This is a genomic window from Micromonospora sp. NPDC049139 (assembly GCF_055586845.1).
The window spans coordinates 97,389-116,859 of record NZ_JBVJHK010000016.1 but is presented as its reverse complement, the minus strand read 5'-3'; the positions used below and the strand labels follow the sequence as shown (position 1 = coordinate 116,859).

Annotated in this window: 20 protein-coding genes and 2 pseudogenes; 13 read left to right on the top strand and 9 right to left on the bottom strand. The window is 68.5% G+C overall.

Translation table 11 applies throughout. The features are described 5' to 3' along the window. Positions 1-28 precede the first annotated feature (28 nt). The gene (locus tag ACZ6Q9_RS24445; protein ID WP_396829657.1) at positions 29-1,279 is read right to left on the bottom strand and encodes a hypothetical protein; all 1,251 of its coding nucleotides are present in this window, start codon (positions 1,277-1,279) and stop codon (positions 29-31) included. A 130-nt stretch (positions 1,280-1,409) separates the two neighbouring features. On the opposite strand from ACZ6Q9_RS24445, the pseudogene ACZ6Q9_RS24440 reads away from it, so the two are divergent. Next, positions 1,410-1,625, top strand: a pseudogene (locus tag ACZ6Q9_RS24440) (glyoxalase/bleomycin resistance/dioxygenase family protein); the annotation flags it as partial. A gap of 30 nt (positions 1,626-1,655) precedes the next feature. Here ACZ6Q9_RS24440 and ACZ6Q9_RS24435 read toward each other — a convergent pair. Then, positions 1,656-2,315, bottom strand: a complete 660-nt coding sequence (locus ACZ6Q9_RS24435; RefSeq protein WP_393268756.1) for a GntR family transcriptional regulator — start codon at positions 2,313-2,315, stop codon at positions 1,656-1,658. 197 nt (positions 2,316-2,512) lie between these two features. Between ACZ6Q9_RS24435 and ACZ6Q9_RS24430 the strand changes: the two genes are divergently transcribed. The 5 genes from ACZ6Q9_RS24430 (at position 2,513) to ACZ6Q9_RS24410 (ending at position 6,287) form a co-directional block, all read left to right on the top strand. Then, complete coding sequence (locus ACZ6Q9_RS24430; RefSeq protein ID WP_393268754.1) at positions 2,513-2,911, top strand: FAD-binding protein; 399 nt, start codon at positions 2,513-2,515, stop codon at positions 2,909-2,911. Between the two features lie 17 nt (positions 2,912-2,928). Beyond that, a complete protein-coding gene (gene trxA / locus ACZ6Q9_RS24425; RefSeq protein WP_396829656.1) occupies positions 2,929-3,258 on the top strand; it encodes a thioredoxin in 330 nt (109 codons plus the stop codon). A 111-nt stretch (positions 3,259-3,369) separates the two neighbouring features. Next, positions 3,370-4,578 carry an MFS transporter gene (locus ACZ6Q9_RS24420; RefSeq protein ID WP_396829655.1) on the top strand — a complete coding sequence of 403 codons (1,209 nt, stop codon included), beginning with the start codon at positions 3,370-3,372 and terminating at the stop codon, positions 4,576-4,578. Positions 4,579-4,691: 113 nt separating this feature from the next. Continuing rightward, positions 4,692-5,414 carry a DsbA family protein gene (locus ACZ6Q9_RS24415; RefSeq protein ID WP_396829714.1) on the top strand — a complete coding sequence of 241 codons (723 nt, stop codon included), beginning with the start codon at positions 4,692-4,694 and terminating at the stop codon, positions 5,412-5,414. 6 nt (positions 5,415-5,420) lie between these two features. Next, positions 5,421-6,287 (top strand): cytochrome c biogenesis CcdA family protein, encoded by an 867-nt coding sequence (locus ACZ6Q9_RS24410; RefSeq protein ID WP_396829654.1) that lies wholly within the window; start codon positions 5,421-5,423, stop codon positions 6,285-6,287. A gap of 141 nt (positions 6,288-6,428) precedes the next feature. On the opposite strand, the gene ACZ6Q9_RS24405 is transcribed toward ACZ6Q9_RS24410, so the two are convergent. Then, positions 6,429-7,511 (bottom strand): flavin monoamine oxidase family protein, encoded by a 1,083-nt coding sequence (locus tag ACZ6Q9_RS24405; protein WP_393268747.1) that lies wholly within the window; start codon positions 7,509-7,511, stop codon positions 6,429-6,431. Beyond that, entirely contained in the window at positions 7,508-8,581 is a 1,074-nt protein-coding gene (locus ACZ6Q9_RS24400; protein ID WP_396829653.1) for an alcohol dehydrogenase catalytic domain-containing protein, read from the bottom strand. Before ACZ6Q9_RS24400 ends, ACZ6Q9_RS24405 begins: the two co-directional genes overlap by 4 nt. An 800-nt stretch (positions 8,582-9,381) precedes the next feature. Between ACZ6Q9_RS24400 and ACZ6Q9_RS24395 the strand changes: the two genes are divergently transcribed. The 3 genes from ACZ6Q9_RS24395 to ACZ6Q9_RS24385 all read left to right on the top strand — a co-directional run bounded on the left by ACZ6Q9_RS24395 (position 9,382) and on the right by ACZ6Q9_RS24385 (position 11,467). Continuing rightward, positions 9,382-10,269 (top strand): LysR family transcriptional regulator, encoded by an 888-nt coding sequence (locus ACZ6Q9_RS24395; protein ID WP_393268742.1) that lies wholly within the window; start codon positions 9,382-9,384, stop codon positions 10,267-10,269. A 120-nt stretch (positions 10,270-10,389) separates the two neighbouring features. After that, complete coding sequence (locus tag ACZ6Q9_RS24390; protein ID WP_393268739.1) at positions 10,390-10,671, top strand: hypothetical protein; 282 nt, start codon at positions 10,390-10,392, stop codon at positions 10,669-10,671. A 10-nt stretch (positions 10,672-10,681) separates the two neighbouring features. After that, entirely contained in the window at positions 10,682-11,467 is a 786-nt protein-coding gene (locus tag ACZ6Q9_RS24385) for an SDR family NAD(P)-dependent oxidoreductase (RefSeq protein WP_396829652.1), read from the top strand. A 203-nt stretch (positions 11,468-11,670) separates the two neighbouring features. Here the strand turns inward: ACZ6Q9_RS24385 and ACZ6Q9_RS24380 are convergent, their stop codons facing one another. From ACZ6Q9_RS24380 to ACZ6Q9_RS24370, 3 genes and pseudogenes are all read right to left on the bottom strand, one after another. Then, the gene (locus ACZ6Q9_RS24380; protein ID WP_393268733.1) at positions 11,671-11,985 is read right to left on the bottom strand and encodes a proprotein convertase P-domain-containing protein; all 315 of its coding nucleotides are present in this window, start codon (positions 11,983-11,985) and stop codon (positions 11,671-11,673) included. Positions 11,986-12,589: 604 nt separating this feature from the next. Continuing rightward, entirely contained in the window at positions 12,590-13,117 is a 528-nt protein-coding gene (locus tag ACZ6Q9_RS24375) for a S1 family peptidase (RefSeq protein ID WP_396829712.1), read from the bottom strand. Positions 13,118-13,195: 78 nt separating this feature from the next. Further along, positions 13,196-13,336, bottom strand: a pseudogene (locus ACZ6Q9_RS24370) (alpha-lytic protease prodomain-containing protein); the annotation flags it as partial. A gap of 571 nt (positions 13,337-13,907) precedes the next feature. Between ACZ6Q9_RS24370 and ACZ6Q9_RS24365 the strand changes: the two are divergent. Further along, entirely contained in the window at positions 13,908-14,546 is a 639-nt protein-coding gene (locus ACZ6Q9_RS24365; RefSeq protein ID WP_393268727.1) for a transposase, read from the top strand. Between the two features lie 21 nt (positions 14,547-14,567). Here the strand turns inward: ACZ6Q9_RS24365 and ACZ6Q9_RS24360 are convergent, their stop codons facing one another. Continuing rightward, positions 14,568-15,617 carry a DUF1963 domain-containing protein gene (locus ACZ6Q9_RS24360; protein ID WP_396829651.1) on the bottom strand — a complete coding sequence of 350 codons (1,050 nt, stop codon included), beginning with the start codon at positions 15,615-15,617 and terminating at the stop codon, positions 14,568-14,570. 192 nt (positions 15,618-15,809) lie between these two features. Between ACZ6Q9_RS24360 and ACZ6Q9_RS24355 the strand changes: the two genes are divergently transcribed. Next, complete coding sequence (locus ACZ6Q9_RS24355; RefSeq protein ID WP_393268724.1) at positions 15,810-16,190, top strand: YccF domain-containing protein; 381 nt, start codon at positions 15,810-15,812, stop codon at positions 16,188-16,190. A 275-nt stretch (positions 16,191-16,465) separates the two neighbouring features. Here the strand turns inward: ACZ6Q9_RS24355 and ACZ6Q9_RS24350 are convergent, their stop codons facing one another. Further along, positions 16,466-16,927, bottom strand: coding sequence for a hypothetical protein (locus ACZ6Q9_RS24350; protein ID WP_393268721.1), 462 nt, complete (start codon positions 16,925-16,927; stop codon positions 16,466-16,468). A 1,003-nt stretch (positions 16,928-17,930) separates the two neighbouring features. Between ACZ6Q9_RS24350 and ACZ6Q9_RS24345 the strand changes: the two genes are divergently transcribed. Together ACZ6Q9_RS24345 and ACZ6Q9_RS24340 are read left to right on the top strand one after the other, a co-directional pair. Further along, complete coding sequence (locus ACZ6Q9_RS24345) at positions 17,931-18,587, top strand: hypothetical protein (RefSeq protein WP_393268720.1); 657 nt, start codon at positions 17,931-17,933, stop codon at positions 18,585-18,587. 3 nt (positions 18,588-18,590) lie between these two features. Then, entirely contained in the window at positions 18,591-19,436 is an 846-nt protein-coding gene (locus ACZ6Q9_RS24340) for a cobalt transporter (protein WP_396829650.1), read from the top strand. Positions 19,437-19,471 lie beyond the last annotated feature (35 nt).

Here is a 19,471-nt window from a genome sequence, read left to right as displayed (position 1 = left end):
GCATGTTCTGCGACCGGCACGCGGCGGTCTACGGCAGACGCGCGAGGTACGCGAGCAGCGCCTCACGGCTGTCCGGCAGCCCGTACTCGTCAACGAGCTCGGCGACGTTGCCGAAGTCCTGCCCGTCGATCAGCCAGGGAACGGGTGACCGGCTCAGCACCTCGGCGAGTCGTCGTTGTCGTGGCGTCAACGCCGCAGGGGGCGTCGCCGCCGGCAGCGGCCCATCCGGGAACGCGAGGCGCAACGCCTCTCCCAGCACGGTCAACGACTGGTCGCCGCTGACGGTGTGCAGCCGGCGGAGCAGCGCGTCGAAGGCGCGGTCCGTGTGCTGGGGGCCGAGCTGCCGCAGGGCGAGTCCGGCGTACCCGCCCAGCTCTCCATTGAGGAACGGCACCCACCCCGCGTCCGCCGGCGGGTTCGCCGTGTCATCGGGCGGGGCGGCTGCCCAGGCCAACAGCTCGTCAACGGTCGCCTCGTCGGCCTCCGCACCCAGTACCCGGGCCCGCCCGATCGCGGCGGCCCAGCGGACCAGCGGGTGCGGGTCGGCCAGAAACCGGATGTCCGGCGCGGCGCCGAGCAACCCGGTGGCCACCAGCATGGTGGCCACCGCATCGGGCTCCGGTACGACCTCCGCCCGGTCGGGCTCCAGTCTGGCCGCGGTCGCGTGGGTCAGCGTGGGCAGGCTACCGGTGGCCTCCTCCGGGAACCAGGCGAGGGCGTGCGCCGCCCCGATTCGCACCCCTGGATCAGGGTGGCCCAGCAGGCTACGGAACAGCGGCACCCCGGCCCGTACCGCGTCGTACACCGCCAGTTCGATGTACGACCACAGCCGGTTCTGCTCCTTTGCGGTCAGGGACTGGACGTACGCGTACTCGACGTACTCCTTCTTCGCCTCGTCCTCGCCGGTCCAGGGGGGCGGCTTCGCGGCGAGCAGCTCTCGCCCGCCTTCGGCGGCCCGGCGCTGGTCGGTCACCGGGAAACCGTCCGGCAGGAAGTTCTCGTCGTAGCCGACCGCCAGGGAGGTCAGCAGGGCGAGTATCGCCGCCGGGTCCGGAGTGGCGGGGTCGGCGAGCAGTTCCAGCAGGAACGGCACTGCGTAGGCGCTCGCCTGGAACCGGCTGCCCTGGTGGAAGATGTTGGTGTAGAGGGTACCGAGGGCCTCGTCTCGTTCAGCAGGATCGGGCGATCGCAGGGCGCGGATCTGGCCGGGCAGGTCGTCGGCTGCCCCGTAGGCGTGGCCGAGCCGCCGCCACTCGATGTCGTCAAGGCCTTCGAGCATGCCCTATGTTCCCCGTCGCCCATACCGGCGTGCGGGTGGGGTGTCGCCTCGGACGCCGGGGCAGGTGGGGACGTTCACGGGCGTCGGCCAGGGCGGGCGAACCGGGTATGGCGATGAGAGGCCATCCATTCATCACCACCTGGGCGTCGAGGTGTTCGGCACCGACGAGGTCAACGCCGCCACCACGCGCCTCACAGACGCCGGTCTGATCACTCTGGGGGAGAACAACACCGAGTGCTGCTACGCCCTCCGGGACAAGGTCCGGGTACGCGGCCCTGGCAACGAGCCCTGGGAGGTCCACACCGTCAAGGCCGACTCCCCGCAGTTGGAGAAGACCGCCGGTGCCGGGGATCGAGCGGGAGGTGAGCGCACACAGTCACGGTGGCGGGCATACGGGGTCGAGTGGTTTGCCGTAGTTGTCGCTGAGGTGGGAGCGGAGCGCGTCGCCGAAACCGGTGATGTCACCGGTGCGCAGGGATGCGAGCAGGTGTTGGTGCTCGGCGATGATGGCCTGACACCGTGCGAGTAGGCGTTCTCCGTGGCTGAACAGGAGGAACCGTTGTCGGTCGGCGAGGCGGTCGTTGAGTTCCAGCATGACCTCGTTGCGGCTGGACTCCACGAACGATCGGTGGAACGCGATCGTCAGTTCGATGAAGCGTTCCAGATCGCGTTCCCGGAACGCGCGTTCCTGTTCGACGACCGCCTGCTCGAGACGGTCCGCGAGCATCTCACGCGCTTGGCTTGAGGCGCGTCGAACGGAGGTGACCTCGAGGATGAGACGGGTGTCGGCCAGGTCTTTGATCGCGCGGTCGCTGAGCCCTTGGACCAGGGCGCCGCGCTTGGGGTAGATCGTGATCCACCCTTCGTCCTGCAGCCGGGCCAGGGCGGTGCGGACGGGGGTGCGGCTCACGCCGATCTGTGCGGCCAGCGCCGCCTCCCCGAGCATGGTGCCGCTGGGAAACACGCCGCCGAGAATGTCATCGCGAATCCTGCGGTACGCCTGGTCGGTGGCTGACTCGCCAGCAGCGGACGTCACGTGCGGCCCCTCCCCTCGGAACATCTTGTTTCCGTTTCAGTGCAACTGGCATTCAACCGGCCCAGCATACCGGGCCGCCACCCGACTGGCGGGAACGAGCCTCGGTATCTAGGATACAAGTTGCGTCCTGCTGGAATCCAACGCTGGTGACAGGCGTTGTTCGGGAAGCACCCATCGGACGGGCGCGAGAGGAAGGAGTGCCCGTGAGGCAGCTCATCATCATCGGTTCAGGGCCGGCCGGCTACACCGCTGCGGTCTACGCGGCCCGCGCGAACCTTCACCCGCTGGTCGTCGCCTCCTCGGTCGAGGCGGGCGGTGAGCTGATGAACACCACCGACACCGAACAGGGCACGATCGCCGTCGAGGGGCGCAGCTCCCGGACCGGGCTGCCCGGGGTCTTCGCCGCCGGGGACGTCATCGACCCGCACTATCGGCAGGCGATCACGGCCGCCGGTTCCGGCGCGACAGCAGCACTGGACGCCGAACACTTCCTGGCCTCTTTGCCCGATGCCGTTCTCTCGCGTGCCGTGGAGGCGCATGCGGATGCCTCCAGCCGAGATGAACCGAGCCCGACTCGCGAAACCGCAGTCGTCTAAAGGAAGAGGGAACACCCATGTCCACTGCGCGTCCCGTCACCGACGCATCCTTCCAGGCGGATGTCCTTGCCGCCGACAAGCCGGTCCTGGTCCAGTTCTGGGCCGCATGGTGTCCGCCCTGCCGTGCACTGAGCCCGATCGTGGAGCAGATCGCCGATGAGCACGTCGACAAGCTGCGCGTGTTCAAGCTGAACGTCGACGAGAACCCTGCGACCGCCGCGAAGTACGGCATCACCTCGGTCCCCGTGTTGAAGGTGTTCTCCGCCGGGATGGTCACCAAGGAGATGGTGGGAGCGGCACCGAAGCGGGTCATCGAATCGCAGCTGCTGGGCGACGTTCTCGCCTGATACGTCACGCAGACAAGGAATCACGTGCTAGAACCCCAATGCTCGGCCCGCGCCGACAGCGCCTCCCTCACCCCGGCGGGTCCGACCATCGACGCCGTCCAACGACGCACGATGACAGTGCTCGTCATCGCGCAGATCATCGGCACCGTCGGCGTCGGCGTCGCACCCTCGATCGGCGTGCTGCTGGCAGGAGAGGTTACCGACAACGAAGCCTGGGCAGGACTGGCCCGTACCGCCAGCACACTCGGTGCGGCGCTCCTGGGCCTGCCACTGGGGAACCTCGCCGCGCGCCGCGGACGTCGCGTCGCCCTCAGCGGCGGTTGGTGGATGGCCGCCGCCGGCGCAGCGCTGCTGGTCGCCGCCGCACAGTGGAGCATGGTCGTGCCGCTCTTCATCGGCCTCCTCCTGATCGGGGCCGGCTCCGCGGTGAGCCTCCAATCACGATTCGCTGCGACAGACCTCGCCGAACCCCGACACAAAGCCCGCTCACTCGCCCTGGTCGTCTGGGTGGGGACACTCGGCTCCGTCCTCGGCCCGAACCTCGGCGTGCCCGGCGAACTCGTCGGTGCCGCCACTGGGCTCACCGTCTTCGCCAGCGCGTTCCTCATCGCCGCGGTCTGCCTCGCCCTCGCCGGCGTCGTCGTGTTCGTGTGGCTGCGCCCCGACCCTCTCCTCCTGCTCGAACCGTCTGCGCAGACGCCACGAAGCACTCCCGCGGGCAAGCGCCCCGGCCGCATCCGCCAGGTGCTCATCGAGCTGCGCACGAACCGGCGGGCCCGGGTGGCGATGATCGCGATCCTCACCGCCCAGGTGGTGATGGTCTCGATCATGACCATGACCCCGGTTCACGTCGCCCACCAAGGCGGCTCGATCAGCATCATCGGGATCACGATCAGCCTGCACATCGCCGGAATGTATGCCCTCTCCCCGCTCGTGGGCCTGATCGCCGACCGGCGCGGTCACCGGCTCACGATCAGCACTGGCATCGTCATCTTCCTCGCCTCGCTCGTGATCGGCGCCGTGAAACCCGACGACACCGGGTGGATCATCGTGTCGCTGATCCTGCTCGGCATCGGCTGGTCGTTCGTCAACGTCGCCGGATCCGCACTGTTCAGCACCGCCGTCGCCACCCAGACACGAGCCGCTTCCCAAGGAGGCGTTGACGCGCTCTCGAACCTCTGCGGCGCAACCGCAGCATTCGCCGCCGGCCCCCTGCTCGCTCTCACCAGCTTCTCGGCGCTGTCCATCCTCGCGATGATCACGCTCATCCCACTCACCGTCCTCATGGTCACCCGCGCACTCACCCCGCAGGCATCGTGAGCCCGGCGGTCGCGTGCTGTCGCCAGTCATGAGGTACCGTTGCCAGGCCGCCCTTTGGATTCATCTTGTATCCTAGCGGGGTGACCTCTTCGACAAAGGCCTCACTGCAAGTGATGGAGGCGAAGTATCGCCGTTCACGACGGCTGAACGTCGTGCTGGGCGTGATCGCCGCGTTCCTCGGGGTAGTGGTGGCAGCTCAGTCGCTGCCCGGGCAGAGCCCGACCAGCGCATCGGCACCTGCGACGTCGGCGTCATCGGAACGGTCCGAGGAAGCGACAGACGACCCAGTTTTTGTACGCCGGGACGCCGACGATCCGATGGCGATCGGCGACATCGACGCACCCGTCGTGCTCACCCAGTGGACTGACCTGCGATGCCCGTACTGCGCGGTGTTCAGCAGGGACACCCTGCCCACGCTGATCAAGGAGTACGTCGACACGGGCAAGGTGCGCATCGAGTTCCACGACGTGGCGTTCTTCGGCGAGCAGTCCGAGGACGCGGCGATCGCTGCGCGCGCGGCGGCGAAGCAAGGCAAGTTCATGGAGTTCGTGACGGCCGTGTACGACGCCGCACCGGAGCGCGGGCACCCGGATCTGCCCAGGGAGAAGCTGATCGCGTTCGCCAAGAAGGCGGGTGTGCCCGACATCGACCGGTACGCCGCCGACCTCGACGACCCGAAGCTTCGCGCGGCCGGGCAGGAGAGCACCCGTTCGGCGCAACAGCTTGGCGTCAACAGCGTGCCGTTCTTCGTCGCCGGGACCACCGCGCTGTCGGGTGCGCAGCCACTCGGCGCGTTCCGCGAGTTCCTCGACACGGCGCTGGCGCAGGCGGAGTAGATCTCCATGGAGCTCGGCCTTCTGGGCGCCTTCCTCGGCGGCGTGCTCACGCTGCTGAGCCCGTGCTCGGCGATGTTGCTACCGGCGTTCTTCTCCTATGCGTTCAGCAGCCCCGCCGCGCTTGTCGCCCGCACCGGTGTGTTCTATCTCGGGCTGATCACCACCCTGGTCCCGCTCGGGGTGCTCGCCGGGACCCTCGGAGCGCTCGTGAACCAGCACCGCTTCGTCCTGGTCACCGTCGCCGCGATCGTCGTGATCGTCCTCGGAGTGATCATGCTGCTGAATATCCCGATGCCGTTTGTGCCCGGTCGGAAGGCCGCTGAGGGCACGTCGGTCGCCGCCGTGTACGCGCTCGGAACCGTCTACGGCCTGGCCGGGGTGTGCGCCGGGCCGCTGCTGGGCGCTGTGCTGACCTTCGCCGCCGTCGCCGGTAACGCGCTGTCCGGCGGAATCGTCCTGCTGATCTTCGCCGCGGGCATGGCGCTGCCCCTGTTTGTTCTCGCCCTGCTGTGGGGGCGGCTGCCGTTCGTGAAACGCCTCGTCCGCCCGCGCGCCGTCACCATCGGCCGGTGGTGGAACACCTGGACCGGCATCATCGGCGGCGCGCTCACGGTCGCCGTCGGAATTCTGCTGCTGGCCACCGGCGGCACCACTCTCCTCGGCGGCGTCCTCGGCGCCGCCGACCAGGCCCGCATCGAGGGCGCCGTTCTGCAAGGCGCCAACAGGGTCCCCGACCTCCTCGTCGTCGCCATCGTCATCGCCGCCGCCCTGGCCGCGTGGAGCCTTATGCAGGTGCGCCGCAGACGCGCCAGTACCCGCGACGCCGCCACCACCGTGTCCAGTGCTCGAAAGCACGAGGTGCACGAGGCGTGACTGGCTCTGCGATCCCAGCAACGAGGTGCTGCACGTGTCCGAGAGCGCTGGCGCTTCCCGAGGGAGCTTGAGCTCGGGGGAGAGCTCGTCGGTGCGGGTGTCAACGCTGAGGGTCACCTGCTCAATGCCAAGCGTCGGCCCTCAGCGTCGTTCTCCGCGCATTGTTCGTGCGATCGTCTTGGCGGCGCTCAAGCCGGCGCGGACCGCTCCTTCGATGTGTCCGGCATAAGCGGTCGCGGTCTCCGTCGAGGCCCAGTGGACCCGATCGTGTACCGGCTGCTGGAACACCGCCGCCCCGAACGTGTCCGTCGACGTCCGGTACGCGGGGTGTCGTGGGACCGTGAACCGCTCGCGGCTCCAGTCGACGACGTGGATCTCACGCGCATGGTCTGCCTGCCGCCCGAGCATGCGCGTGAGCTGGTCGCGGAACGCCCGCTCGACAGCAGACCCGTCGGAGCGCGCAAACCGTTGGGCCGGGGCGAACGCGAAGATCGCCGCGGGCGCCGCCTCGGGTCCGCTGTGATCGTGGAACTCGCGGAACGGACCGGCGTAGCTGATCGCTGATCCCGACAGACCCGCGGCCCGCCAGAACGCGTCGTCGTAGACGGCGACGGCTTTGACCGTCCCACCCATCCACACGGCGGTCCGTTCGGCCGTGCCCCGCAGGTCGGCCGGCAGCTCCGGGGTGAAGGTGATCTGCTCCACGGCCAGCGCGGGCGGCACCGCGATGACGACGTGATCGCCGAGCGTGCTACCGCCACGCGCGTCCACCCGAACCCCAGCCGATGTCACCGCCACGGCGGTCACGGGGTCTTCCAGGCGCAGCGTTCCCGGGGGCAGTTGGTCGGCCAGGCGCTGCGCGAGGGCCTGGGCGCCACCTGCGAAACGGAACGCGGCCACATCGATCGGGTTTCCATCCAGGCGCTGCACCCCCGGTTGCATGGTTTCGAACAACGCATCACCGTCCCGGTGCTGCGCGAAGACACCGAGCCCGAGCTGCTCGGCGAGGGACTCGACGAGGGGTTCGTCGGGCCAGAACCAGGTCGCCCCGACATCCACCGTTCCTCGCGAGGTGGCGACACTGCGGACACGCCCGCCTACCCGGTCACGCGCCTCATGGACCAGCACCGTCCGCCCCGCGCGTGACAACGCGTTCGCCGCGGTGAGACCGGCGGCACCAGCGCCAATGACGATCACATCCCGGCGCCCGGGCTCCGCGCTCATCGGTTCTCGCTCGCGTCGAGGACGATGCGGAAGCGCGCCGCTCCCGCACTGATGCGTGCGACCGCTTCGCCGGCCTGCTCCAACGTCATCCGCTCGATCACGGGCCGCACCCCTGTCGTCGTGGCAAACCGCATGGCTTCCTCGGTGTCACGGGCGCTACCGGTGAGGTGGCCGGTGAGGACCTGCCCCTTCAGGACCAGTTGAGCGGCGGGGACGTGGACCGCGCCGCTGTCGACGCCGACGAGGGTGAGCCTGCCGTGGACACGTAACCCGTTCAGCAGCTCTGCGACAGGCTCGGTCGTCGGAGCGGTGCTCACGATGAGGTCCGCGCCACCCAGCTCGGCCAGCGCCGCCCCGGGGGCCTGCGCAGTGCTGTCGATGTAGTGGTGCGCGCCGAGCTGGCGCGCCAGTTCTGCGCGTTCTGCCCCGCGTGCAATCGCGATCGTCCGATATCCCATCTTCGCGGCAAACTGAATCGCGAGGTGCCCGAGGCCGCCGAGACCGAACACGGCAACTGTCCCACCGGCCCGCACGTGGGCATGGCGGACCGCGTTGAAGGTCGTCACGCCAGCGCAGCCCATCGGTGCGGCATCGAAGAGATCCATGCCCTCGGGTACCCGCGCGAGAGCGTCGGCCGGAACGGTGATGCTCTCCGACCATCCGCCGGGGTAAGCCAGGCCGGGTACCTTGCGTCGGGCGCAGTGGACCACGTCGCCGACTCGGCAGAACTCGCAGTGGCCACAGCTGCCGCCGAACCAGCCGACCACGACCCGGTCACCAACGCTCCATCCCTCGACGTCGTCGCCGAGTTCGGCGATCACCCCGGCCACTTCATGGCCGGGCGTGACAGGGAACAGCGTCGAAAATCCCTGCGCCGCCGCTGTACTGATGTCGGCGTGGCACACCCCGCTCGCTGACACCGCCACTCGGACCCAGCCCCGCTCCGGCGACACGGTCTCGATAGCTTCGGGCGTGAGCGCCGCCCCAGCTGCGGCGACCCTCATGGTGATGGCGATGCTGGACAAAATAGTTGCTCCGCTCTCCGCCTCATGCATGTAGAGGGGATTCATGATCCGGGGTTGAAGCCTCATCGACCCTATGCACGCTGAAGCGGTACGGGTAGGTGAGCTGAAGGAATCTGCCCATAATCAAACGCTATGGCCGAAGAGCCTGGAATGGCTGCGGGGTGCGAACCGCAGCGTCATCTCCGGAGCACGACGCTGATCGAGCCCGGCACCAGAGCCCTCACCTGGGCTTTTCTCTCCCGATCAGCCCCCAGTTGGTGGCTCGCGCGCCCGGGCCGGTAGAACAGGGGAGAGTGAAGCGCCTCGGCGAACCCTTGCGTGTAATTGGCACGCACCCCGTTCAAGCATGTCTTAATGCTCGGCGACGACCGCCGCGCAGCGGGCCGAAAGAATGTCCCGTAGCTGAACAACAGGAATCGTTGGCGGTCGGCGAGATTGCCGTTCAGTTCCAGCATGACGAGGCGCCCCGGATCGACGGAAGAACCATGGAAAGCGATTGTCAACTCGACGAAGCCCGTTAGAGCCTCGGCCGATCCCGCCCACGACGCTCCATTCCTCGACCCCCACACAGAGCCCGGCGACGTCAACGTCGCAGGCTCCCGCTCGCCGAGACAGTGATACGCGCCCACCCGCGTTCGGGCGTGGTGGCCGCGACCTGCTCGGGAAGCAGCGGCGCTCCCGCGACGTTGACGTGCACCGTGGTCGGCGGCGCTGGTCATGGTTGCTCCGCTCTCGTACCACGCGGACAACAGGCAGGTCATGGGCTCGACCTGATATAAGCCGAGCGCATGTGTCACGACGACGTCCCGTAGAAGTGACCAGTAAACTGGCGATAAGATGGGGTTATGGCCGAACGTTTGAGCGTCGAGGGTCTGCGATACGCGCAGGCGGTGGCGGAGACGGGCTCGTTCAGTGCGGCCGCGCGCGCGTACGGGGTGACGCAGCCAGCGCTGTCGAACGGTATCGCCAAGCTGGAGGAACGGCTGGGTGAGCGTCTGTTCGAGCGGTCGCCGCGCGGGGTCACCCAGACCCCGTTCGGGTCCCAGATCCTTCCTCTGGTCGAGCGGGCGCTGACGGCGCTCGACGGCATCGCCGCGGAGGCGAAAAGGTGGAACGCACGCGGTGACGAGAGCATCCGCATGGGCGTGTCGCCGCTGATCAACCCGAAGCTCGTCGCCAGCGCCTACAGCGCGGTGTGCTGCCAGGCCGCGTTTCCGAACCCGCGGCAGCTGGTGCTGCGCGAGGCGAACATGGCCGAGCTGAAGGGCGCACTGGTGGCTGGCGAGCTCGATCTCATTTTGGTCCCGTCGGTGGCGCCGCTGCCGCGCTACGAGCACCACATCATCGACTCCGAGCCGGTCGTGCTCGTGGAGTCGATGCCAACCGGTGATGCGCCGGTCGACCTGAAGGAAACTGGAGGCAAGCAACTCATCCTGATGCCGGACACGTGCGGGCTGACCACCTTCACGCGCGACCTGCTCCAGTCGCACGACCTCCCCGTGCATGCCTACCCCGGCGAGGCGTCGAGCTACCGGGTCCTGGAGGAGTGGGCGAACCTCGGCCTGGGTTCGGCGATGATCCCGCAGTCGAAACTGGCCACCCCCGACGCGCGGCATCGGCCGCTGCTGGACGAGGGGACCGAGGTCGAGATCTTCTACGAGGCGGTGTGGGACCCGAACTCCGCTCTGGCCCCGGACCTTCGGATCCTCGCCGACCGGCTGGCGAAGCAGTAGTAGCCATACACATGCGCTATGCCCCCATTCACCGCCGCTCCCTACCGGCACAGCCACGCTGTCCATAACGTGGGGTTGTGGCAGACAGGCTGCCGCACGAACACACGGAGGAGATCGATCGTGGCTTACCTGGAGATCACGCTGAAGATCGACGAGGCGGACCGATCGGCGGCTGCGGGCGTCTACCAGCAGTACAAGCAGCCGTTCCTGGACACCGTCACCGGTGCAACCAGCAAGGAGCTGCTCGTGCGCGACGAGGACGTTCAGGTGCTGCACGGATTCGCCACGACCGCCAACGCGCAGGCCTACCTGTCGACGGAGCTGTTCACCAAGGATGTCGTCGAAGCGCTCTCACCGCTGCTGAAGGCCGAGCCTGAGGTCCGCATCTACGAGACCGCCTGAAAAGGCCACCATGGGAACTCCGGACATGAACTTCACCGGACGCAAGCTGATCGTCGTCGGCGGCAGCAGCGGCATGGGGTACGCCACCGCCGCTCGTGTCGCCGCAGCCGGCGGCGAGGTGGTCGTAATAGGCCGCAACGAGAACAAGCTCGCCACCGCGAAGGAGTCCCTCGCTACGCACGGCGGAGCAGTCCACACCCTCACGGTGGACCTGACCGACACCGCGGCGGTGGAAGGCCTGCGCGAGCAGATCAGTGCTGAGCACGCGGACGCGACGCTGCTGGTGAACGCCGCAGGGGTGTTCGTGCCCAAGCCGTTCCTGGAGCACACCGCCGCGGACTACGACAGCTACCTCGACCTGAACCGCTCGACGTTCTTCATCACCCAGACGGTGGCGGCGAACATGGTCGCCGGTGGCAAGGGCGGGGCGATCGTCAACCTCGGGTCGATGTGGGCGCACCAGGCGGTCGCGGCGACCCCGTCCTCGGCCTACTCGATGGCCAAGGCCGGACTGCACTCCCTGACCCAGCACCTGGGCATGGAGCTGGCACCGCACAAGATCCGCGTGAACGCGATCGCCCCTGCGGTCGTACGCACCCCGATCTACGAGGGCTTCATCCCCAAGGAGGAGGTCGACGAAGCCATCAGCGGCTTCGACTCGTTCCATCCGATCGGCCGCGTCGGAACCCCAGGGGAGATCGCGGACATCGCCGCGTTCCTCCTCTCCGACCGGGCCGGATGGGTGACCGGAGCGGTATGGGACGCCGACGGTGGCGTCATGGCCGGGCGGAACTGACCACGATGGCCAACACCGGGCTGCCGGAGCAGAGCCCGCAGTCATGCTCGCCCCAGAGGTCTCTGCCCCCCTCACCGAGCAGGACTTCACCCTGGTCCGGCAACCGGTGCGCAAACGTGTTCTGAGCTGAGCCATGACGGAGCCGGGCCCGACGATAATCGGAGCCCCGGCCGCGTGGGTTTGCGCTGTTGTCGCTGGTACGGCTACAGGTTCAATGTCCAGCTGTTGATGTAGCCGGTGTCGCGGTAGGCCCAATCCCGCACCTCCAGCCTCCACCAGCCGGCGGCCACCTCCCTGGACAGGTTGACGGTGTAGGTGTGCACGATGTTCACTGCCAGGGTGCTGGCCGCGGAGGCGTTGCCGGGGCAGCCCGAGATGAACATCGTGCTGCTTGCCTCCCCCGGGTTGGGGATGGGCATGTTCGTGCCGTTGGTCTGCGAGCAGCCGAGCGGGCCGTTGACCGTCAGCGCGTACGTCGCGCTCTGCGTGGTCACCGTGCCCGTACCGGTGAGGGTCACGTAGTAGATGCCCGGCGGCTGCCGGCGGTGACCGTCGACGGGCTGATGGTCGCCGTCGCGCCGCTGGGCAGGCCGCTGACGCTGAGGACGACTGTCTGCGCGCCGACGCCTGCATCGGGTCCGTCAGCTCCGGCCCGCGGTGAGCTTCGGTGCCGAGCCGTCTACGACGACGTCGTGAGCGTCGAGCTGGACGCTCCGGCCAAACGCGTGACGGTCGGCTCGGGGACCACCCGCGAAGCGCGGACCCACACGCCGTCGCTGACGCACTGTCGGCGATGACCGGCCAACCACACCCGCTCGTCACGGCGCGCGAGACCTCACCCGGTCCGGCGACAGGGGCCTGCCCTGACCGGCCAATCTGACTCGCCCAGGCGGCGCGATGGGGGAGTGGCCCCATCGCGCCGCAGTGCGGCACGGCAGGTGAACATTCCGCGTCGATGTCCATCCCGTCCAGCGAGACCCTGCGCATCAACGCCTTGTGTCGTAAAGGAAGGGTCACCGGCTCGTGTTCCGGTTGCTCGGCCGACGGACCGACGTGGCAGATGACGGCGAGAAGGGGCTCCCGGCCGTGGCCGGGAGCCCCTGCTGGTCGCTCGCTGGTGGATCAGTAGAGGGTCACGCCATACGCGTTGGCTGCTTCCCGTACGGGCTGGTAGAAGGTGGTGCCGCCGGAGCGGCAGTCACCGCTGCCACCAGAGGTGATGCCGAGCGCCTTGGAGCCGTCGTAGAGCGGGCCGCCGGAGTCGCCCGGCTCGGCGCAGACGGTGGTCTGGATCATGCCACTAACGGTGCCGCCGCCCTTGCCGACGTAGCGGACCGAAACGTTCAACGCGGTGACGGTACCCCTGTGGGTGCCGGTGGTCGACCCGGTGCGCGTGACGGACTCACCGACGAAGGCGTCCGCGACGGCGAACCCGCCGGGGTGGGTGAGCGAGGTGTTGTCGTAGCGCACCAGCGCGTAGTCGTTGCCCGGGAAGCTGGAACCGATGGTCGGGCCGATCAGCGTGGTCTGGCTGGAGTTGGTGTACCAGGTGTTGGCCACGTCCCCGCAGTGCCCGGCGGTCAGGAAGTAGTAGGTGCTGCCGCTGACGACGTTGAAGCCGAGTGAGCAGCGGTACCCGCCGCCGTAGATGGCGTCACCGGCGGACAGCAGGGGGGTGAAGACGCCGGAGGCACGCTCGATCCGGATCGCACCAGCCTTGTCCCCGGCGCTCTGCTTGATCTTCGCGATCTCGGCACGGGAGACGGTGCTGTCGGCGGTCACGACGACGCGGCCGGACGCCTCGTCCACATGCCAGGCGATGCCTTCGACTCCCGACCGTTGCACTGCGTCGTTCACGGCGGCGAGCTGGCTGGCGCTGTAGTCCTAGGGGGAGGCCGCTGCGGCCGTCGCCGGCGCGAAGGCGGCGGTGGCGAGCAGACCGACGCTTACGGCGAGCAGCTTGGATCGGAGGATGTGGCGGCGGGATGGCGAGGGTTTGAGGCTCACTGTCTCCTCCTCGGAGGTGATAGGACCAGGTGGGTGGTGGCCCCGTGATGTGCCGTTAGGTGACGCATCGGCTGGTCACTCGATGTCGTCCTCCTGACACGCCTTCGTCAGTATCGGCGTGCATCAATCAATCCGCAAGATGCATCATCACGAATGAACAAGGTCAAGGCCACCTTCGGTGCCAGGACCAGAATCTGCGGCGCGACCGGGATGAGGGCGGTCGGTGAACTCGTTTACTACGGCGACCAGTCGCGGGCGGAGCGAGATCCGGCCGGAAGTGGTGGCGCGCCTGTGGCGCCTTCGCCGACTTCGTCCGCCTCACCAGGTGACCGATCCTCTGTTGCCCTGCCGGCTTTGCCTGGCTGACCCAAGGGGATGACCAGCACCAGGGTCTGTTGCGAAAGTGGATCTTGGTTGTAGATGATCACATGCTGTGGCGCGTGGAGACCTGACGGATGCGCAGTGGTCGCGGCTGGAGCCGCTGCTGCCGCGCGGTAAGAAGCCGGGGCGGCCGCCGATATGGACCAGGCGGCAGCTGATCGACGGCTTACGGTGGCGTACCCGCGCCAGAACGCCCTGGCGGGACGTGCCCGAGCGATACGGCCCGTGGGACCGGGTGTACGAGCTGTTCAGGCGATGGCAGCGCAACGGGACATGGAAGCGGATGCTGGAACAGCTCCAGACCGAGGCCGACGCGAAGGGCCTGATCACCTGGGACGTCAGCGTGGACTCCACCGTCCCCCGCACCAGGCAGGGCCGACCCCGCAGCAGACCTCACAGGGTGCGCGCCGACGAAGCCTACGGCTCCCGCGCCAACCGCTCCTACCTACGCAGACGCCGGATCGGCTGCACTATTCCCGAGAAGGCCGACCAGGTCCGCAACCGCAAGAAGCGCGGCTCCCACGGCGGGCGACCACCGAAGTTCGACAAGAACGACTACAAAGAGCGCCATGCGGTAGAGTGCGGCATCAACTGGCTGAAACGCCACCGGGCGGTGGCCACGCGATACGACAAACTCGCCGTCCGTTGCGAGGCCACCGTGCTGGTCGCGGCCATCAACGAGTGGCTGTGACCAGCATGGTCGCAACAGACCCTAGTAGACCCACGCCTGCGTCTTCGCCCAGCGGCCCCCGTCAACGGCAGGAATGACAGTGGCGTCCGCCGTGAACACCAACGGTCCGTCGCCCCAGCGGGCGTAGAGGGCGAGCAGTGAGTCGCTCGCCCAGGAGCAGGGGCCGTCCTCGTCGGAATAGCCGGGGACGTCGGAAGGGGCGGAGCGGCCGCACGGGCATGCTCCCCCCGGTGGCGGACAGGGGGTGGGGCGTCCCAGGAGCATGGCCTCCCTTGGCCTGTCTCCCACCGCTGCCCGATTCAGGAGATCCTGGATGTCCGCGAACAGTTCGAAGCCGGCGCAGTCCTCATCGAGCTGCTCGTCCAGGGCCTCTGCGAGCACGCGGTAGCCCTGGCTCTGCCAGTCGGCCTTGTAGTTCGCCGTCAGGAACAGCGTCCGGTGCAGGCTCATGGGCAGCGGCCGGTCGGGGGCGAAGCCGGTGTCACCATCGCTGAGATAGTCCAGATCGGCTGGCGGGTGTGTGGTCCGCAGCTCGTGCAGGGGGACGTCGGCGTGCAGGACGACGTGGTCGGGTTCGGTCTCGATGGACCAGTTCTCGTTACGGAAGAACCACAGCCAGCCGCTTGACGCCAGCCACCCCGCGTCCGCCGCGCCGGGCACTTCGGCGAGATTGATCTGTGCGGTGAATGCCAGCGCGGCTTCCGTGGGACCTGGCGTGTCGCCTGGGCAGGGCTTGAGCCGAGCGGTGGGCCACTGCCATGTCTGAGGCAGGTCCGGCAGACCGCCGATGCGCGAGCTGCCTATGTCTCCAGGCTCCCCTGGGTCGCGGTCGGCAGCCGGGCTGAGCAACCAAGCCGGCCGGACCAGCCCTCGAAGCTTGTCGGTGAGCTGGTCGGCGTCGGCGTCTGACATGTCGGACGCCTCCTGCACGGCTGTGGTCAGCATCGCGTCCAGATCTTCCGGAAGCAGGTGGCGGTTGCCATGCGGACGGGGCGAGGAAGTTGCGGGTCGCGAAACGGGCATGGCATGCAGGCTATAGCCGTCGCCTGCCCCGCCGCGATCGCGATCCACCTCATCACATCGCCGTCTCGCGCCTCCCAACGAGCCCCCGCGACCTGCACTTTCACAACACGCCCTAACCCACGCCCGAACGTCGTCCGCTGCCCCAGCGGTCTCGCCGCTGGCGAGTTCCTCCTCGCCCGGGCGACGGTCGCTGCCGCCAGCTGCCACCCGGAGTGGCGGGCGGTGGTCATGCTGGGAGACATGATCCGGTTCGTGCTCAACGTGCTGTGGCTTGTCTTTGGCGGTGGCTTCGTGCTCGCCGCCGGCTACGGTATCGCCGCGCTGATCTGCTTCGTGCTGGTCATCACGATCCCGTTCGGCGTCGCTTCCCTGCGCCTGGCCGTCTACTCCCTGTGGCCCTTCGGCCGCACCGTCGTGCCCAAGCCAGGCGCTGGGATCGCCTCCGGGCTGGCCAACGTCCTCTGGGTGGTGCTCGCTGGCTGGTGGCTGGCCCTGGCCCACATCATCGCCGGCATCGCGCTCTGCCTCACGATCATCGGCATCCCGTTCGGCATCGCCAACTTCAAGCTCGTCCCGGCCGCGTTCTGGCCCCTTGGCCGCGAGGTTGTCGACGCACCATAGAAGCGGCGACTCTGATCCACGGGGATGGCGGGAACCTGGCAGGGCAAGGGTCCGGCTCGAGCGGTCATGGGGAGAGCCACTCGAGCCGGACGCTGCCAACCTGCACCACGGCACGACCCCGCTGCCAGCGGCAGCGGGGTCGCGTTCCAGGTGGCCAAGCCGCAGCGTCACGCGCAGGAGGTGCGGGCCTCACGAGGCTGCCTCGGTTGCCTGGGGTCAAGGAGTCACCCGGGCGCACGCGGTGCCCCGTGGATGCCGCCGGGTGTTCCTGGTGGTCAGTACAGCGGGCGGAAATCCGGGCCGCTGGCGGTTGTGACCAGCTCCCAGCCAAAGGCTTCCAATGTGAGGTCTGTCCGGGCACCGAAGGCCTTGAACAGTTTGGCGACCGGGCCATCCGGAAGACTGTCGCCGACGGTGGCGAACACCGTGGCTGGGGATGCCCCGAGCTGCTGTGCCACGATCCACGGCAATGCCAAACCCACCAGGAGGTCCCGGCCGTCATTCGGCTCCAAACACCCGGCGAGCCCTGTTGCCAGCAGTGAACGGCGTAGTAGGTCGGAAGAGTTTTGCCTCAGTGCCAGTGTGGCGAGGCGGACGCCGTATCGCCCGAGGGCGAGTGCAGCAGAGGGATCAAGGGAACGGACGAACCCTTGATCCATGCGTCGCGGCGCGCGCGAGAGGATCGCCTCCGCCAGCCGGTCCTGCGTCCCCGGGATCCTCTCCAGGTTGGGCCTCACCGGGCCAGGATGGCAGAACCCGGTCAGTCCGACCACCCCGACGTGACGTGGGCCTGCTCCACAACGTCGGTGAGCATCTCGCCGCCGGAAGCGCTCATCGCTCCCACATCCCCTGACGAAGCAAGGAGACCTCGTCAGTGCTGTCGACAGCAACGCTGACAGCAACCGGCGCGGACGAAATTACCCGGTAAGGGCCGACGCAGGACGCCGGCCTCGAGGCCAGTGACGCCGACGGACCCCGCCCGCCGGACGAAGCGCCCAGAACTCAGACGAGACTCAAGAGGTCGCGCCGGGCTCAGGCGGCGAGCGCCCGCCTCCCCAACGCAAGATCAGTTGGAAGTCCGGACTTTCCTAACGACCTCGTGCGCGCGATCGGCTGGAGTCGCCTCCGCGGGGAATGGCCGCTTCATCGGTGGTGGGCTGTGGCTGGTAGGGCTTTCAGTGGCCTGGCGGTCGGTGGGTCGGTTGTTGCAGCGGAACGCTGGACACCTCGTTGAGGATGTCAGTTCCTCGCCGCGTTTCCATTCGATCAGGGCCGCCGACGATTCCGCGTAGCTGATCGAGCGGCGTCGTTGAGGGGAGGCGGCGGCGTTTCCTACCGGCCCTGAACGGCCGGGTTTCCACGCCGCAACTCTGATGAGGGACCTGTCGCCCAGTGACAAAATGCTACCCGCCCTGACCGATTGGGAGGCCGCCCAGCAGGCGTGGAAGGTCCTGAGCAAGCAGCGCCGCTGCCCGCCGCACCACCCGGATCGTGCAGGCCATCCTCGTCCTCCAAGCCGCCGAAGGCGTCCGCTACCCACGATGACAAGGGCTCATGGTTTCGTGGTCCGGCAATCTCTCCGTAAGGGTTCGCTCAGTTCCCGTGACCTCGTTGGTCATGTGCGGCCACAACAGTCATTGCGTTTCCGGTCGGTCTCCGAGCGAGTGAGAGTCTGTTGTGTCTGCCCTGTGCCGTGCCCTGCGCCACGTCTGGCGTTGCTTCTGCGGCGTACTCGTACTGGTGCTGATGGGGGTGTTGGTTCCGGATTCGGCCTCGGCGCATCCGTTCGGTGCCCCACAGCAGATCGTGGTCGCAGGCGAGGGCGATCACGGTGTGCGGGTCCGCTGGCTTGTTGGCGGTACCGATGACCTGACCCTGCTCGGCATCGCCCTCGGCGTGCTCCCCGAGGACCGGGTGATGCTGGACGGCGCGGTGATCTACGAGGCCTCCGACGCTGAGGCATTGGCTGGGGCTCCCGAGTTCGCCGGGTACCTGACCGAGCGGATCACCGTGACCCAGGACGGGCGGCCCTGCGAGGGCGAGGCCAGCGTGAGTGGCGACCCGGCCTCGGGCGGCGCCGATGTGCTGTTCACCTGCCCCGAACCGGTGAGCACGGTGACCGTGACGTCGCGGATGCTCACCGACCTGCACGAGGCCTACCGGACCCTCGCCAGGGGCCCTGATGGGCAGAAAGCGGTGTACGACGCCACGCACGAGTCGGCGGACTGGGCCATCAGCGCCGGCACGGGCACCGGTTCCCGCCCCGCGTCCGCCCGGACCGTCGCCGCGGTGTCTTCGGGCGGGAGTGCCCTGCAACTGTCGGTCGTCGGGGGCGTCCTGCTGGCCGCCGGAGCGGCCGGGACTTTCTGGTACCGCCGGCGCGGACGAAAGGCCTGAACCATGAACACCACCACCAGCGTCGGCGCCGCAGCGGCACCCCTCGGCTCCGGCCCCGTGGCCCTTCTCGAGGTCGACTTCTTCGGAGCCGCTGACCTCGGCGATCGGCTGATCGAGACGGTGCAGTCGCCGGGTTTCGTGCCGATGGCACTGGTGATCGCCTTCGTGGCTGGGGCTGCGCACGGGCTCGCTCCCGGCCACGGCAAGAGTCTCGCGGCGGCGTACCTGATCGGCTCCCGGGGCCGGGTCCGCGACGCTGCCTGGCTGGGCTTCTCGGTGGCCGTGATGCACTCGGTCTCGGTGCTGGCCATCGCGGTCGCCTGGACCTTCTTCTCCCTCTCCGACCTGGTCAGCCTTGAGCGACTGACCAACGGACTGCAGTTGGCGGCTGGCCTGACCGTCGTCGCCGTCGGGCTCTGGCTGCTGCGACGCCACCTGCGTGGACGCGGCCACAGGCACGGTCACGCGCACGACCACGGACATGGCCACGCGCACGACCACGGACATGGCCACACCAGCACGTCCCGCCCGGGTCTCCTCCTCCTCGGCGTGTCCGGCGGCCTGACGCCCTCGCCGGCGGCCTTCCTCGTGCTGGTGACCGGCATCTTCGCCGGGCGGGCCGGGTTCGCTCTCGTCCTCGTGGTCTGTTTCGGCCTCGGGCTCGCCGCGGTGCTCTTCACCGTCGGCCTCATGGCTCTCACCGGCCGCTCCCTCGTGACGCGTGCCGCCAAGTCCCACGTCCTCCTGCAGTTGGCCACCCGGGTGGCCCCGGTGCTGGCCGCCTGCGGGATCACCCTCATCGGCGTCGGCATCTCCGCCGCCGCCGTAGCCGGCCTACCCGGCACCTGACCTGCTCCCTCGGCCTCCCGGCCAGCTGCCCACCC